Raw genomic sequence first — 15,115 nt, 5'->3', positions numbered from 1 at the left:
TCACATGTTTTCCATGTTCAAAGCCTGCATCGCTTCGGCCACGCGTTCACGCACGGCGTCAGGCGCAGTTCCACCATAACTGTTGCGGCTCGCGACCGAGGCATCGACAGACAGTGCCGTGTAAACATCGTCTGTAATGCGCGTATCAATCGCCTGCAATTCATCCAACTCCAGCGCATCGAGTGCGCACCCTTTGTTTTCAGCAAGCTTCACGGCAGCCCCGGTGATGTGATGCGCTTCGCGAAACGGAATATTTGCACTGCGCACCAGCCAGTCGGCAAGATCGGTGGCCGTGGCATAGCCAAGCTCCGCCGTTTCGCGCATACGGCCGGTGTTGAACGTGGTTTCTGCCACCATGCCCGTCATTGCCGCCAGAGAAAGCATGAACAGCCCCCCAGCCTCAAATACTGGTGGTTTGTCGTCCTGCATGTCCTTGGAATAGGCGAGCGGCAGACCTTTCATCGTTATCATCAGCGCATTCAGGCACCCAATAATCCGCCCCGCATGGCCGCGTACCAGCTCAGCCGCATCAGGGTTGCGTTTTTGCGGCATGATCGATGATCCGGTTGAGAAACTGTCGGGCAAAGACACAAAGCCAAATGGCTGGCTGGCCCAGATAATCATTTCCTCCGCCAGCCGCGACATGTGCAGGCCGCACTGCGCCGCTGCGCCCAGATAGTCGAGCGCAAAATCACGGTCGGACACAGCATCAAGCGAGTTGCGGGTAGGCGCATCAAAACCCAGCGCCGCTGCTGTCATGTCCCGGTCCAGGTCAAAGCCTGTCCCGGCCAGTGCCGCGCTGCCCAACGGGCATTGGTTAAGCCGTGCGCGGGCATCAGAAAAACGTGACCGGTCACGCGCAAACATTTCATAATAAGCCATCAGGTGATGACCCAGCGTCACTGGCTGTGCGGTCTGCAAATGGGTAAAACCCGGCATAATCGATGCGGCATGTTCGCCCGCACGCGTCACCAGCGCTATTTGCAGCTGTTCCAGCGCGCTATCCGCAGCATCCATCGTATCACGCACCCATAGGCGGAAATCGGTCGCCACCTGGTCATTGCGTGAACGCGCGGTATGCAGCTTGCCTGCAACGGAGCCGATAATCTGAGTCAGCCGCGCCTCGACATGCATATGAATGTCTTCCAAATCCCAGTTTTCGGCGATACCGTCCTTTTCAAATTCCTCTGCAACCTGTTTCAGGCCAGTCGAAATTTGCACGGCATCGTCCGCTGATATGATGTCTTGTGCCGCCAACATTGCGACATGGGCGAGCGAGCCTTCGATATCCTGCTGCCACAGGGCCTTGTCGAACGGGATCGAAGCATTTATCTCCTGCATGATTGCCGACGGGCCGCCTGCAAACCGCCCGCCCCACATGCTATTGGAGTTTTTCTTGCCCATACTCAAAAAATCACTTCCGTTCTGTGCGGCCATATCCGCCGCTTTATTGCTGACAGTTTCCGCTTGCGATACGCAATCGGACGGTGCGGAGCAAGGTGATCGCACCAGAATTGTTGTGAGTGATGAAAATGGAACTGGCCAGGCAAAGGGCCCGGCCAGCGGCACACTCGACATCAGCAAGCGCGGTAGTACCATGCCCGATATCGGTTTTGAAGGACCAGATGGTGTTCCCACCAGCCTGTCTGATTTTAAAGGTAAACCTGTTCTAGTCAATTTATGGGCCACCTGGTGCGCGCCATGTGTCCATGAAATGCCCACGCTCGATGCGCTGGCTGCGCGGGAAAAGGCACGGCTTCACGTCCTCACCGTATCGCAGGATATACAGGGTGAAGATGTTGTTGATCCTTATTTCAGTGAGGCAGAATTCAAGACAATCCGGCCTTTTCTGGATACGGAAAACGGTCTGAATTTTGCCTATCAGACCGGCATCATGCCCACCACGGTGCTATATGATGCAGCGGGCAAAGAAGTTTGGCGCATGACGGGCAGCATGGACTGGAACGGCTCACGTGCAGCAGCATTACTGGAGGAAACACTGGCCAATCCTGAAGGGTGAGAAGCCAAAGTCAGCTTACATCAATATGATAGGCTTTGCCTTGTTGCACTTGCGTGTTTTAGGAGCGCGTCTTTCATTCGCTGCCTCGGCAACTTCATCCTGCAGTTGCTGCAGTTCGGAAAGTTGAAGAAGGCGTTTCTGTTTGGGGCAGTCCTGACGATCAGCGGCGAACGCTGCACCGGCCGGAACCAGCAGCGACAAAGCGATCAGATATGCTCCCCTCTTCAACATGGGCACAAATGTAACAAGCAAACATTGCTGTAAGATGAACGAGCGTACAGAATCACCTGAAAACAGGGGGGCACGAACATATTGGAAGGGGAAATGGTGGGCGATGACAGGCTCGAACTGCCGACATCTTCGGTGTAAACGAAGCGCTCTACCAACTGAGCTAATCGCCCCCATCGGGACGCGCCAATTGCCAAAGTTTTTGCCCCTTGGCAACCCCAAATGATAAAGAAGCGCATTTTATTTTACCCGGCACAGCACAATTAACGTCGTCATCCCGCATACACGCCCTTACAGTGCGGCCAGACCCTGTTCCTGAATCGCCTGCATATAATCCCGCATCGCTTTCCGCGCATGATCCGAAAGTGCAATAAATACACGGCGACCATCGGCATTGTCGGCGCGGCGTTCAAATATGCCCTGTTCGGTCATCACCTTTATCCAGCGCAGCGCGGTGGTCGGCGGAACACAGGCCGCGATACACAGGCTGGATACCGAAACCTGGCTTTCATCCAGATGCGCGGCTGTCATGTCCAGCAACATATCCCAGGCCGGATCGGCAAACAGCCCGCCTTCAAAGAAACGGTCACGCATCCTGCGTGCACGCAATATGTCACGAACCGCAGAGGCTGTCAGCGGTTTGGCTTTCCTTTTGGCGTCAGTCAGGCCGTTTTCGAAATTGGCCGGTTGCCCCCGATAATCAGAGCCGCTCTCATGCGCATAGCCATCATATCGCACCGAGTCGGATTCACCCGATAATTCGACAAGCCGCTGTGCTATTGCCGAAACCTGCCGGGTTATATGTTGCAATTCATTTGCAGCGCCACCGCCATCACTCTCATGGCTGACTTGCGGCACCGGGCGCAACATAGCGGCGAGCGCCAAGATATTTTCCGCCCGATTATATCCAACAATGATATGCGTCCTGTCATCGGGCAGTGCATCATATAACGTGTCCAGAAACGGTAACTGCGTAACGATGGTGATGTGGCAGCCGCGTGATGAAAGATCACGCAATAGCTGCTCCATAGCGCCGTTAGCTGAAGCCATGTTGATAAAGGCCGCATGTGCGCCCTGAACCACATCCGCATCGCACGCCAGTTCAGAGACGCTGTGCGGGCCAGTGGCGCGTCCCCCGGCAGCCTGCACATCTTCGGTCATATGCACAGCCATATCTGCATGATCCGATATGATGAGGACATTGCGTGATGTAGATACCGAATAATCAGTCGTCATATGGCTTATGCCTTAATCAGTCGCCAAACGGGTCTTTCACCAATATTGTGTCTTCGCGTTCCGGCGAGGTGGAGACCAATGCCACGGGGCATTGGATAAGCTCTTCTACACGTTTGATATATTTAATGGCCTGTGCAGGCAAGTCGACCCAGCTGCGCGCGCCGGCGGTAGTTTCGGACCAGCCTTCAATTTCTTCATAAATAGGCTCGACCGCCGCCTGGTCACCTGCGTTGGAAGGGAAGTAATCCAGGACTTGACCGTTCAGTCGGTAACCGGTGCAGATACGAATTTTCTCAAAGCCATCCAGCACATCCAGTTTGGTGAGTGCAATGCCGGTCACGCCCGATACTGCGCAGGATTGGCGCACCAGCACGGCGTCAAACCAGCCACAGCGCCGCTGCCGCCCTGTCACAGTGCCAAATTCGTGGCCGCGCTCACCCAGTCGCTGTCCGGTTGCATCTTCGAGCTCAGTCGGGAACGGCCCGGAACCAACGCGCGTTGTGTATGCCTTGACGATGCCCAGCACGAACCCGGTGGCAGAGGGGCCAAGACCACTCCCACCCGCTGCCGAGCCGGATATGGTGTTGGATGAAGTGACAAACGGGTAGGTGCCATGATCGACATCAAGCAATACGCCCTGTGCGCCCTCAAAAAGAATGCGCGCGCCGGCTTTGCGCACTTCATTCAGGCGTTTCCATACCGGCTGCGCGAATTCGAGCACGAAATCGGCGATTTCGCGCAATTCCTCAACCAGCGCCTGCCGGTCAATCGGCTCTTCACCAAATCCGACACGGAGCGCATTATGGTGTGCGCACAACCGGTCAAGCTGCGGTCCCAGATCATCCAGATGCGCAAGGTCGCATACGCGGATCGCACGGCGGCCCACTTTATCTTCGTACGCCGGACCGATACCGCGCCGCGTTGTGCCAATCTTACCTTTACCGCTGGCATCCTCACGCAGCGCATCAAGGTCGCGGTGGAACGGCAGGATCAGCGCGCAATTATCGGCAATTGCCAGGTTTTCAGCGGTAATTTCAACTCCTTGCCCGCGCAGTTTTTCGGCTTCCTCTTTCAGCGCCCACGGATCGAGCACCACACCGTTGCCAATCACCGAAAATGTGCCGCGCACAATACCCGAAGGGAGCAGCGAGAGTTTATAAACTTCATTGCCCACCACCAGCGTATGGCCCGCATTATGGCCGCCCTGAAAGCGGACGACCGCATCCGCCTGCCGCGCGAGCCAGTCAACAATCTTGCCCTTGCCCTCATCGCCCCATTGCGCGCCAATTACAGTCACATTTGCCAAAGCATTTATCCTTTACATCTGATCGGCTCAAACGCCATCACGTCTCTATCGCCGCAGGTCATGAGCGTCCACCCGCAATTAAATGGTTGCGCCAGATAGTCACATTGGATGATCACAGGGCCTTTGCCTCGCCATTATCCAGAATATGGGTACAGCCCAGCGTTGCCGCATCATCATTTTCATCCAGTGCTGCGATTGTCCGCCAGCCTGCAGCGCGAAGCTGTTCAGCAGCCCGCATATCATGACCGAGCAGCAGGAACAGATACCTGCCCTGTGCCTGCCTGCCTTCCGCCTTTGTCAATGGATCGGGATAAAGCGAAAATCCGGTGGCCGCTTCACCTGTGCCGTCGCCATGGCGGACCGTATAAGTGCCGCCGCGCCCCAATGCACCCGAATATCCCTCTGCAAAGATCGAGAAACCGAACCAACTTTGATATTCAAAGCCGTGTCTTTCCGTGGGATCCAGCGTTACACTCACACCATCATCAATCGGCGCAGCTATTTCACGCAGCGCTTTAATGCGGCCTGCAAGCGCGCCGCCTGCATCGATCGCCGCCAGTTTGTCCAGCGCATCATCCAGCGGCCCTGCGGCATAGAGCAGCGGCAGGTACGCATCTGCACCCAGCGCCGTGATGCCGCCCGCATCCTTGGCATCCAGTTCGCGCCGCACCGCGTCAATTTTGCCCGCATCGAGCGGGAAGGTAGATGCTGCCAGGGTATCAACCAGATCAGGCAGAGTAAAATCGATGCTGATATTCTGCACACCCGCCGCTCTGAGCGCTTCTATCGCCACACCCACCATCTGCATGACCGCAGCGACGCTGTCATTGCCGACAAGCTCTGCGCCCAGCTGTGTCCGTTCGCGTTCGGGCTCCAACTGCCCTGCTCGGATTTTCAGTACCGGCCCACAATAGCTCAGCCGAAGCGGCCGCGGCGCCGACGCAAGCCCCGTGCTGGCAATCCGCCCGACCTGCACCGTGATGTCCGACCTCAGTGCCAGGGTGCGCAGCGAAACCGGATCGACAAAGCGGAACATGGTATCACGCGCCACGCCTTCCATCCGGCTGCCCAGCGAACGTTCATATTCCACCATAGGCGGCTGGATACGGTTAAAGCCATGCGATGACAGAACATCCATCATCGCACGCCGCGCATCCGCCATAGCCTCAGCTACAGGCGGCAGGCTGTCTTGCAGCCCTTCTGGAAGCAGGTCGGAAGTCATCATTTCCTCCGGAAAAAAGGTTCAGTGCTCACTAGGCAATAACTGCCCTCCCGTGAACCCTTAAAAACGCAGCGCCTTGACGCTTTTCACACCCGGAAGCTGGCACACTTTCCACAGCACCGGCTCATCCACAGCCGAATCGACTGACAGCAGCAGCACTGCTTCACCTCCTGCACGATTGCCACGGCGGCCAAGGTGGAAAGTGCCAATATTGACATTGGCCTCGCCCAGTGTGGACCCCAAGCGCCCGATAAATCCGGGTTCATCCTGATTCACGACATAGAGCATATTGCCATCCAGATTGGCTTCCATCTTGATTCCGAAGATCTCGACAAGCCGCGCCTGTTCGTTGCCCAGCAATGTGCCAGCGAGTGATTTTTCACCATCATTGGTGCTGACCGTGACCCGTACCAGCGTATGATAGTCGCCCTCGCGTTCATGCCGAATCTCGCGCACATCCAGTCCACGATCTTTTGCAAGGAAAGGCGCATTCACCATGTTCACCGTCTGGCTATAAGCTTGCATGAGTCCCGCCAGGACTGCCGCCGTAATCGGTTTCTGATCCAGTTCGGCTGCCGCACCTTCGACTTCCACCGAAATACCTTTGATATTCTCACTTTCCAGCTGGCCGATCAGAGTACCCAGCTGCGTCGCCAGCGCCATATAGGGCTTCAGCTTGGGTGCCTGCTCCGCCGACAGGCTGGGCATATTGAGCGCATTGGTGACACCGCCATCCACCAGATAATCAGCCATCTGCTCGGCTACCTGAACCGCAACATTAACCTGTGCCTCGCCCGTCGAGGCGCCCAGATGCGGCGTGCAGATCAGGTTCGGTGCACCAAATAGCGGATTCTCTTTCGCCGGTTCCTCGGCAAACACGTCGAGCGCAGCACCTGCAACATGGCCGCTTTCGAGTGCTTCCTTGAGCGCCGCCTCATCGATTAATCCGCCGCGTGCACAATTGATAATACGCACACCTTTTCTCGTTTTGGCCAAAGCCTCTTTGGACAGGATATTGCGCGTCTGATCCGTGAGCGGCGTATGCAGCGTAATAAAGTCTGCGCGACCCAAAAGCTCATCCAGCGTCACTTTCTCAATACCCAGTTCCACAGCACGATCTGGGGTCAGGAACGGATCATAAGCAATCACTTTCATACGGATACCCAACGCGCGCTCGGCTACGATCGAACCGATATTACCCGCCCCGATCAGGCCGAGTGTCTTGCCAGTCAGCTCGACACCCATAAATTTCGATTTTTCCCATTTACCCTGCTGCGTCGAACTGTCCGCCTGCGGAATCTGACGCGCGAGCGCGAACATCATGGCGATGGCATGTTCAGCGGTAGTGATCGAGTTGCCAAATGGCGTGTTCATCACCACCACACCCTTGGCCGAAGCGGCGGGAATATTGATATTGTCAACACCAATTCCTGCACGGCCAATGACCTTCAGGTTGGTGGCAGCTTCGATCAGTTCCGGCGTGGCTTTAGTGGAAGAACGGACAGCAAGCCCATCATAATCGGCGATAATCGCTGCCAGCTCTTCGGGTGTCTGGCCGGTTATCACATCAACCTCAACACCGCGCTCGCGAAAAACCTGCGCGGCTTTCGGGTCCATTTTGTCGGAAATAAGTACTTTAGGCATAAAATTGTCCTTCAATTTTAGGCCGTCATCCCTGCGAAGGCAGGGATCTCCACTAATCTGGCGCTTTGTAGCAGGAGATTCCAGCATTCGCCGGAATGACGATCATATAATTTGAGAATTAACCGGCCTGCACTTTGGCATAGGCCCATTCGATCCAGGGTAGCAGGCGGCGGAGGTCTTCTTCCTCCACGGTCGAGCCGCACCAGATACGCAGCGATGGCGGTGCATCACGGTAGCCGTTAAAATCAAAGCCAACGCCCTTGTCGTCGAGCATTTGGGCAATGGTTTTGGGCACGGCTGCTTTGGCATCATCGTCCAGGCCATCATAATAATCGCCCTGAAACACCATGCAGACACCGGTATTGGTGCGCTTGGCCGGATCGCTGACCATATTGCGCAGCCACGGTGTCGCCTCAATCCAGTCGGTGACGATTTGGGCGTTGCGATCGGCGCGGGCATGCAATTCCTGCAACCCGCCTATCGATTTGGCCCACTCGAGCGCCGCGATATAATCTTCGGTTGCCAGCATCGACGGCGTGTTGATCGTCGCGCCTTCAAATATTGCGCGGTTCAGTCTACCGCCCTTTTTGACGCGGAAGATTTTGGGAAGCGGCCAGTCGGGGTCATGACTTTCAATCCGTTCGACCGCACGCGGACTGAGGATCAGCATGCCGTGTGCGGCTTCCGACCCCATGACTTTCTGCCAGCTATACGTGGTGGCATCAAGCTTCGCCCAATCCATCGACTGCGCAAAAATCGCGCTGGTGGCATCGTTGATCGTAACGCCGTCGCGGTCGTCCGCAATCCAGTCCGTATTCGGGATTTTCGCGCCCGATGTCGTGCCGTTCCAGGTGAAAACAATATCGTCACCCCCGTCGATTTTGGTAAGATCCGGAATCTCGCCATAATCGGCCTGCAATGTGTTCAGCCCTGCCGGTTTCAACTGTTGGACAGCGTCCTGGATCCACACATTGCCGAAACTTTCCCACGCAGCAACGGTCACCGGACGCGCACCCAACATGTTCCACATAGCAAGCTCCACCGCGCCCGTATCAGACGCCGGAACAATACCGATCAAATAATCATCAGGAATGCCGAGAATCTCACGGCTGAGGTCAATGGCATATTTTAGCCGCGCCTTGCCGACAGCCGAACGGTGCGAACGGCCAAAGCTCTCAGTTTTCAGTTTATCAAAAGACCAGCCAGGATGTTTGGCTGTGGGACCCGAAGAAAAAAACGGGCGTTCAGGACGGAGCGTCGGCTCCGCCGGTACTTGGTTACTCATCATATTCTCTCCTTACAGAGAGCTCGCGCGGCGTTGGGACCGCGTGGCCCAATTACCGGCGTAATGATGCAATGCAGCATTGGCAAGCGGGAAATATGAGAGGGCGTGAAATTATTGTGGATTGAGGATTTTTTTGGCCTCACGGCGAGATGCTTCGCATCCGCCTCCGGCGGGGCGTGGCATTCTAGCGTCAGATCAAAAGACTCAGCTTATTACCGCGAGGTCAAAAGACCTCCGTCACCCCTTCTTGCGGAAAATCACTTTCCCGCGGCGGGATACCAGCAGCTTTTCCATTGTCACCGGGTGGAAATAGGCTTCGACACGGTCGCCTTTGGGGGTCGTGCCATAAACTTCATAACAACCGCCATCGACTTTGGATTTTTTGATTTTCCAGCCTTTGGCTTTGAGTTCAGCTTCAAGCTTCTCACGGGAAACCCAGCCGGACTGTGGTCCAGCTTCGCATTTGATCTTACCAGTGGCTTGCGCTGGCTCTGCAGTGGCAACTTGCATCGCAGTAGCTGCGGCAACGGCCATAAGGGCTTGGCTGAATTTCATATCGAACAATCCTTTTGTCTTTAGATCACGGTGCCTACTTGCGCAGTTTTGCGTGAACGTTTTGTGAATATATGTGCAACGCGCGCGATTTCCAGTGCCGCGAGCGGGATAAAGTGAATAAGCGCGCCGCGCCATTCGCCATCGACATAAACCCAGTGCAAGGCTGTCAGTATTGCGGCGGCATAGACGAAACGCTGCAGACGCTTCCAATTGGCACGCAGCATCCGCATAGCGCTGTCGTTACTGGTCAGCGCCATCACGGTGAATATGGCAAAGGCAATATAGCCCGTCCAGATACTGAAAATCATCGCATCCTTCACGACCTGCTCCCACACCGCCATGTCGATCAGGTAAAAAACCAGGTGCAGCAGCGCATAGCCGAATGCTGCCACTCCAATCGCGCGACGGCGTTTGAGGAGCCAGTCAGTCCAGCCGCGCCGTCCGAAAAGCTGGCGCAACGGAGAGATCATCATCGCTATAATCATCAGCCGCACCGAAAATTCGCCCGTAGGGTGGATAAGGTCAAAACTAGTGGTGGGATTGTGGGAAAACTGCAACAGTGCGCCTAACGCAGGGATTGCGAGCAGAAGCCACAGGAAATATAAACTATTTATCAGTTTGTAGAGCATCTACAGTCCGTCCTGATATTATGAACAATTCCATTGCTCGACTATTCTTATTATTGTTTTATCGCAACTCTTTATCGCGTAGTAAATGACTCGCAGCTTTCTCCGTCAATTTTATGCGTTTTACCCTGCGATCACTTTTATCCGGCACTATTTCGATCAACTGTTTCGCAACCATCCTGTCGAGCAATATATAAAAGCCGCGATAAGAGCTGTCAGTCAATATTATTGCTTCTTTTATGGACATGTGCTCGCCCTTAATCACGTGAAGTAGGAGCTTAGATTCTCTGGTCAATATGTTGATGTCCCAGACACTCTCAAAATATCGAGTCAGATTTAGTAAATGTGCTGCGTTTTCTGAATCCAGATCATTGCTATACCTATCTTTTTTGTAGCTCACCACTATTCCATATCAAGCATCACGCACTCCCAACGATTTCTGAAGCACACCTCGGATTGGCATGACTCGCAGCGCCAAAACACAGTTTTTAGCGCGCGCAAGAGAGTTATATATTATCTAAGAAATTCAAGCGTATCACATATCTTAAGTGTAAATGATATGTGTTTATTTTATATGCATTTTTTATACATACTTTATGCATTCGATACTGCTTTTATATTTTCCAATATTCCCATAGCAACCCCTGAGAGATTTAATGCTCTAGCTACCTAAAGTTGGCTTGGCCTGCATGTATTTTCCTATGCACAAACCTTGCTGATTTAAATGTCATAATGGGGGTTAAATTTTTTGGTCTGGCCACGAATTTTGGTCAATAACAAATAGTATTGAGAATCTATTTTTCAGTGAGGAAAGATAATGAAAAATTTTAAAACAAGTTATGTGGTCCGCGGTACCTTCCTGCTCTCCACAGCGTTAGCCTTCTCGATGTCAAACGCTGTCATGGCGCAGACTGCGGACCCAGCACCTACCCCCGCTTCCAGCACAAGCGAGACGTTTGGGGATCTTGACGGCGACTATGCCGACCTTGACGGACAAATTGCCGACGCAGCTCCTACAGAGGAAGAAGCTGCTGCTGCTGCTGAGGCAACTGCCGCAGCCGAAGCGGCAGCTGCTGAAGCAGCAGCACAGCAGGCTGCTGTTGAGGCTGCCCTCACAGAAGAAAATATGACTGCGCTTGCTGCCGCCAATGAAGCATTCGCAGCTGCTGATGCAGCTCAGGCTACCGAGGAAACCGCAACAACAGTTTTTGCCGAAGCTGGTGCAACAGTTACCGATGCAAGCAATGCGCTGACTGTTGCCGAAACTACACTCACTGATGCCCAGGCTGCGGAAGATGCCGCACAAGTCGCATTTGATGCCGCAACCGACGGAACACCTGAGGCTCAGGTGGCGCTTGCGACACTAATCGCGGCACGTGCAGACAAGCAGGCGGCGCAGGACGTTGTGAACAACGCCGAAGCCACACGTGACGCTGCTCTTGACGCTGCTGCAACAGCTTCAACTAACCTGGATGCTGCGCAGGCTGCCAATACCGCAGCCCAAATGGCAGCGGCGGATGCTGCAACTGCAGCCAATGAATCGCTAAATGGCAACATGGCCCTTACCGATGCACTGGCAGATGCAGGCCAGCCTGTTTCTGAAGAAGGCATTGCAGCCGTTGCTGATGCAGCCGCAGCTGCCAGCACTGCAGCAACTGATGCTGCAGCTGCCGAAACTGCCCTGGCTTCCGGTGTCCGGACCTTGGAACGCGCCCAGGAAGTGCTCACGGCTGCTGAAGCAAGTCCGAATATGGCAATTGCCCAGGCCGCAGGTGCTTTGACCGGAAACCCGGTCGCTGCAGAAACCAATTTCGAGGTTGAAGCCGTCGCGGCACTTGTAAACCTTGATGAACGTGTAACAGTCAACACGGCAGATATTGCTACAAATCGGACAGACATTGATGCCAACACTGCAGCAATCGCAGCCGAAACTGATGCACGAATTGCAGCCGATGATGCGTTGCGTCAGCAGGTTGACGCGCTGGGTGGTTCGCTGACACAAATCAACAACCGTATTGACCGGCTTGATGAAAAGATTGAGGCATCCACAGCGGTCGCAGTCGCTCTTTCCGGCAGTACGTTCCTGCCGGGCAAGGTTCTGAACATCTCGTTCAACCTCGGGCAATATAAGAGCAAAACTGCTGTTTCTGGCCAGTTAAACTATCTTGTCAGTGACAATGTCGCGCTCAACGCAGGTATTGCTACCAGCTTTGATGGCGACGGCGGCACTGCTGGTCGTGTTGGCGTAACATTTGGTTGGTAATGATAGCCTCCCCAACCAATCCGAAGGACCGGCAACCATGGTTGCCGGTCCTTTTACTTTGCCCCAATCCGCTATCCTGAAATAGAATCAGACAGGACCTCGTTAACTTTTTGTTTACCAAATCATGGTTAATAAAAGGTTATGATGTTTTTACGCCCCCATATCGGTCGCTTTGCGGTCGCCGCAATGGCAACAGTGTTGCTGTCTGCCTGCGGTATATTACCCGAAGGCCGAACCTCTTCTTCCAAAGCCAGCGCACCACGTCCCTCGGTCAGCGCCGCACCGCGTATTACCCAGAATGCTGATACCCGTGCCTGTCACGCTGATCTTGGCAAGGCGAAGGTCAATTTTACACCCCTGCCCGACCAGTATTTTGGCGGCGGGTGCAGTCAAGTGAACAGCGTAAACCTCTCCAATGTCGGCTTTGACCGCAATTCGCCATTTCGCAGCACATTGGAAGTCACCAATCTTGGCCCCGTTACTTGTCCGTTAGCGCTCAATTTTGCTAGCTGGGCACAATATGGCGTAGCCCGCGCCGCGCGGCAGATGCTCGGCAGTGATCTGGTTCGAATTGAAACGATGGGCAGCTATAGCTGCCGCAGTATTGCCGGCTCTGCCCGACTTTCGCAGCACGCCCATGCCAATGCCATTGATGTTGCCGCTTTCGTGCTGGCCGATGGTCGCCGCATCAGCGTGAAAAGCGAATGGAACGGCTCACGACGTGAACGCGAGTTCCTGCGTGTTGTCCACCGCAGTGCCTGCAAACGCTTTGGCACGGTCCTTGGCCCCGATTATAACAATGCGCACCGTGATCATTTCCATTTTGACATGAGCGGCAAAGGATATTGCAGGTAAAGCCTATTGGTTTGCTATTGCCCAAAGTCTTAATTGGTTCGCTCTCGCTCGCAAGTGGAGGGCGGGCTGGTGCCGACTTATCACCATGAAGCGATCAAATAAATATTGCCGCAAGCTCAAATCCGCCTTATCGCATCCTGCATGACAGATAAAAATACACGCAAAGAAATCCACGAACGTAAATTTCGCCGCGCATCCGAAGATGCCAAAACAGCGGAAGAAATACCCTATTCGACACCACAAACCAGCGATCCTGCATACTTGTTGGCGTACCGCGATACAGACTTTTTACTGCGCGAAGAACTCCGCCCCGTGCGGTTTCAGCTCGAACTACTCAAACCGGAGATGCTGCTGGATGAAGCGGATATCGGCTCCACATTCGTTATGTACGGTTCTGCACGCATTCCCGAACCGTCCAAGGCCGATGCGATCATCGAGGCCGCCAAAACACCGCAGGAAAAACGCATTGCCGAGAACCTGAAGGCCAAGTCGAAATATTATGACGAAGCGCGCGAACTGGCCCGGCTTGCCAGCACTTGCGGTATTGTCGAGGATGGGCAAAAACAGTTTGTTGTCTGTTCCGGTGGTGGGCCATCAATTATGGAGGCCGCCAACCGCGGCGCGCATGATGTGGACGCCGATACACTTGGCCTGAACATCGTACTCGAGCATGAACAGGCGCCCAATGAATATGTGACGCCGCATCTCAGTTTCCAGTTCCATTATTTCGCGTTGCGCAAGATGCATTTTCTGCTGCGCGCCCGCGCAGTTGCCGTTTTCCCAGGCGGTTTCGGTACGTTTGACGAATTTTTTGAGCTATTGACGCTGATCCAGACAGGCAAGATGGAGCCTATTCCGATCTTGCTGTTCGGCGGTGATTTCTGGAACAAGGTTATCAACTGGGACGTGCTGGGTGAAGAAGGCACTATTTCTCCGAGCGACCTTGACCTGTTCACCATGGTTGAAACCGCTGATGAAGCGTGGAAACAGGTGCAGGATTTCTACGGACTGGATTGCGGATAGAAGACTCCCATGATGTCCTCATGGACATCATGTTAATTTCCCTTCTCCTCAGCCTCCATCTCAATAGAGCGTTCATAGGCCGCTTTCGCGGCTTTGTGGACCAGCTTGTTCAGCGCATTATCTTCATCAAACACATTGAGTGCTTGCCTCGTCGTACCGCCGGGACTGGCCACCTGGTCAGCAAGAACGCCGGGGTTTTCACCTGATTTCGACGCCAGCTCCGCAGCACCTTCGACCATGGCCAATGCCAGCCGATCTGCCTGATCTTTAGGGAGGCCCAGATCGGCCACACCCTTGGCAAGAGCATCGATAAACCGGAACAGATAGGCGGGGCCTGAACCGCTTACCGCGATAATAAGGTGGATCAGTTCCTCACGATCAAGCCATTCGACACTGCCCAGTGCCACCATCATGCCATCTACCAAGCCATGCTGCGCAGCATCCAGTTTTTCACTGAAAATACCAATCGGTGACTTGCCAATGCTGACCGCCATATTCGGCATCGCGCGTACAATCGGCCCGCTATCGGGGAAAAAACTCCGCGTCGTTGCCACATCAACCCCTGCCAGTATCGATACCAGCATCGTGGCAGGGCCAGCCAGCGGTGCAATATCCTGTGCCAAATCGGCCAGCATGTAAGGCTTGATGCCGATCAGCAGCATGTCCGCAGGCAGCATATCGGTCGGAGCGGATTTCAATATGCGTATGCCTTCCGGCACTTTGCCGCCATTGGGCGTAATGACTGTTACGCGGGCCGGGTCCATTCCATCTGCGAGCCAGCCGTGCAGCATCGCTCCTGCCATGTTGCCGCATCCGAAAATTGTCAGGTTTTTCGGATATGCAGTCATAGCT

General features: G+C 54.4%; 14 protein-coding genes and 1 tRNA gene. 4 read left to right on the top strand and 11 right to left on the bottom strand.

Annotated features, from left to right (window positions below):
• Window positions 1-1,404 (bottom strand): argininosuccinate lyase, encoded by a 1,404-nt coding sequence (gene argH / locus G6Q15_RS08580; protein WP_240330822.1) that lies wholly within the window; start codon window positions 1,402-1,404, stop codon window positions 1-3.
• Between argH and G6Q15_RS08575 the strand changes: the two genes are divergently transcribed.
• Entirely contained in the window at window positions 1,397-2,020 is a 624-nt protein-coding gene (locus G6Q15_RS08575; protein ID WP_240330821.1) for a TlpA disulfide reductase family protein, read from the top strand. The two genes, argH and G6Q15_RS08575, sit on opposite strands and share 8 nt — an antisense overlap.
• Window positions 2,021-2,035: 15 nt before the next feature.
• Here G6Q15_RS08575 and G6Q15_RS08570 read toward each other — a convergent pair whose 3' ends face one another.
• The 9 genes from G6Q15_RS08570 to G6Q15_RS08530 form a co-directional block, all read right to left on the bottom strand.
• Window positions 2,036-2,251: a hypothetical protein gene (locus G6Q15_RS08570; RefSeq protein ID WP_205518133.1), complete on the bottom strand. Its 216-nt coding sequence runs from the start codon at window positions 2,249-2,251 to the stop codon at window positions 2,036-2,038.
• A 94-nt stretch (window positions 2,252-2,345) separates the two neighbouring features.
• Window positions 2,346-2,421 (bottom strand) — tRNA-Val (locus G6Q15_RS08565).
• A gap of 118 nt (window positions 2,422-2,539) precedes the next feature.
• Window positions 2,540-3,484: a MarR family winged helix-turn-helix transcriptional regulator gene (locus G6Q15_RS08560; protein ID WP_164117764.1), complete on the bottom strand. Its 945-nt coding sequence runs from the start codon at window positions 3,482-3,484 to the stop codon at window positions 2,540-2,542.
• A 16-nt stretch (window positions 3,485-3,500) separates the two neighbouring features.
• On the bottom strand, window positions 3,501-4,790 hold the full coding sequence (locus G6Q15_RS08555) for an adenylosuccinate synthase (protein WP_164117762.1): 1,290 nt from the start codon (window positions 4,788-4,790) through the stop codon (window positions 3,501-3,503).
• 112 nt (window positions 4,791-4,902) lie between these two features.
• A complete protein-coding gene (locus G6Q15_RS08550) occupies window positions 4,903-6,012 on the bottom strand; it encodes an ATP phosphoribosyltransferase regulatory subunit (RefSeq protein WP_164117960.1) in 1,110 nt (369 codons plus the stop codon).
• Between the two features lie 60 nt (window positions 6,013-6,072).
• Window positions 6,073-7,656 carry a phosphoglycerate dehydrogenase gene (serA, locus tag G6Q15_RS08545; RefSeq protein ID WP_164117760.1) on the bottom strand — a complete coding sequence of 528 codons (1,584 nt, stop codon included), beginning with the start codon at window positions 7,654-7,656 and terminating at the stop codon, window positions 6,073-6,075.
• Between the two features lie 118 nt (window positions 7,657-7,774).
• Window positions 7,775-8,941 (bottom strand): phosphoserine transaminase, encoded by a 1,167-nt coding sequence (locus tag G6Q15_RS08540; RefSeq protein ID WP_164117958.1) that lies wholly within the window; start codon window positions 8,939-8,941, stop codon window positions 7,775-7,777.
• Window positions 8,942-9,178: 237 nt separating this feature from the next.
• The gene (locus tag G6Q15_RS08535) at window positions 9,179-9,496 is read right to left on the bottom strand and encodes a PepSY domain-containing protein (protein WP_164117757.1); all 318 of its coding nucleotides are present in this window, start codon (window positions 9,494-9,496) and stop codon (window positions 9,179-9,181) included.
• A gap of 20 nt (window positions 9,497-9,516) precedes the next feature.
• Window positions 9,517-10,053, bottom strand: coding sequence for a ferric reductase-like transmembrane domain-containing protein (locus G6Q15_RS08530; RefSeq protein WP_205518132.1), 537 nt, complete (start codon window positions 10,051-10,053; stop codon window positions 9,517-9,519).
• A gap of 886 nt (window positions 10,054-10,939) precedes the next feature.
• On the opposite strand from G6Q15_RS08530, the gene G6Q15_RS08525 reads away from it, so the two are divergent.
• The 3 genes from G6Q15_RS08525 to G6Q15_RS08515 all read left to right on the top strand — a co-directional run bounded on the left by G6Q15_RS08525 (window position 10,940) and on the right by G6Q15_RS08515 (window position 14,263).
• Entirely contained in the window at window positions 10,940-12,385 is a 1,446-nt protein-coding gene (locus tag G6Q15_RS08525; RefSeq protein ID WP_164117753.1) for a YadA C-terminal domain-containing protein, read from the top strand.
• 141 nt (window positions 12,386-12,526) lie between these two features.
• The gene (locus G6Q15_RS08520; RefSeq protein WP_164117752.1) at window positions 12,527-13,240 is read left to right on the top strand and encodes an extensin family protein; all 714 of its coding nucleotides are present in this window, start codon (window positions 12,527-12,529) and stop codon (window positions 13,238-13,240) included.
• Window positions 13,241-13,381: 141 nt separating this feature from the next.
• The gene (locus tag G6Q15_RS08515; RefSeq protein WP_164117750.1) at window positions 13,382-14,263 is read left to right on the top strand and encodes an LOG family protein; all 882 of its coding nucleotides are present in this window, start codon (window positions 13,382-13,384) and stop codon (window positions 14,261-14,263) included.
• 32 nt (window positions 14,264-14,295) lie between these two features.
• Here G6Q15_RS08515 and proC read toward each other — a convergent pair whose 3' ends face one another.
• Window positions 14,296-15,111, bottom strand: a complete 816-nt coding sequence (proC, locus tag G6Q15_RS08510; RefSeq protein WP_164117749.1) for a pyrroline-5-carboxylate reductase — start codon at window positions 15,109-15,111, stop codon at window positions 14,296-14,298.
• Between the last annotated feature and the right edge of the window lie 4 nt (window positions 15,112-15,115).

The sequence above is a fragment of the Sphingorhabdus sp. Alg239-R122 genome (assembly GCF_900537065.1).
Taxonomy (GTDB): Bacteria; Pseudomonadota; Alphaproteobacteria; order Sphingomonadales; family Sphingomonadaceae; genus Alg239-R122.
Note: the sequence above shows the minus strand (reverse complement) of the source record. Positions and strands in the feature narration are given on the sequence as shown.

What these genes read in the sequence shown, in the direction of transcription:
- G6Q15_RS08570 (WP_205518133.1), bottom strand. Translation starts at nt 2,251, where the DNA reads ATGTTGAAGAGGGGAGCATATCTGATCGCTTTGTCGCTGCTGGTTCCG.
- G6Q15_RS08525 (WP_164117753.1), top strand. Translation starts at nt 10,940, where the DNA reads ATGAAAAATTTTAAAACAAGTTATGTGGTCCGCGGTACCTTCCTGCTC.
- serA (WP_164117760.1), bottom strand. Translation starts at nt 7,656, where the DNA reads ATGCCTAAAGTACTTATTTCCGACAAAATGGACCCGAAAGCCGCGCAG.
- G6Q15_RS08560 (WP_164117764.1), bottom strand. Translation starts at nt 3,484, where the DNA reads ATGACGACTGATTATTCGGTATCTACATCACGCAATGTCCTCATCATA.
- G6Q15_RS08515 (WP_164117750.1), top strand. Translation starts at nt 13,382, where the DNA reads ATGACAGATAAAAATACACGCAAAGAAATCCACGAACGTAAATTTCGC.
- G6Q15_RS08540 (WP_164117958.1), bottom strand. Translation starts at nt 8,941, where the DNA reads ATGAGTAACCAAGTACCGGCGGAGCCGACGCTCCGTCCTGAACGCCCG.
- proC (WP_164117749.1), bottom strand. Translation starts at nt 15,111, where the DNA reads ATGACTGCATATCCGAAAAACCTGACAATTTTCGGATGCGGCAACATG.
- argH (WP_240330822.1), bottom strand. Translation starts at nt 1,404, where the DNA reads ATGGGCAAGAAAAACTCCAATAGCATGTGGGGCGGGCGGTTTGCAGGC.
- G6Q15_RS08520 (WP_164117752.1), top strand. Translation starts at nt 12,527, where the DNA reads ATGATGTTTTTACGCCCCCATATCGGTCGCTTTGCGGTCGCCGCAATG.
- G6Q15_RS08535 (WP_164117757.1), bottom strand. Translation starts at nt 9,496, where the DNA reads ATGAAATTCAGCCAAGCCCTTATGGCCGTTGCCGCAGCTACTGCGATG.
- G6Q15_RS08550 (WP_164117960.1), bottom strand. Translation starts at nt 6,012, where the DNA reads ATGACTTCCGACCTGCTTCCAGAAGGGCTGCAAGACAGCCTGCCGCCT.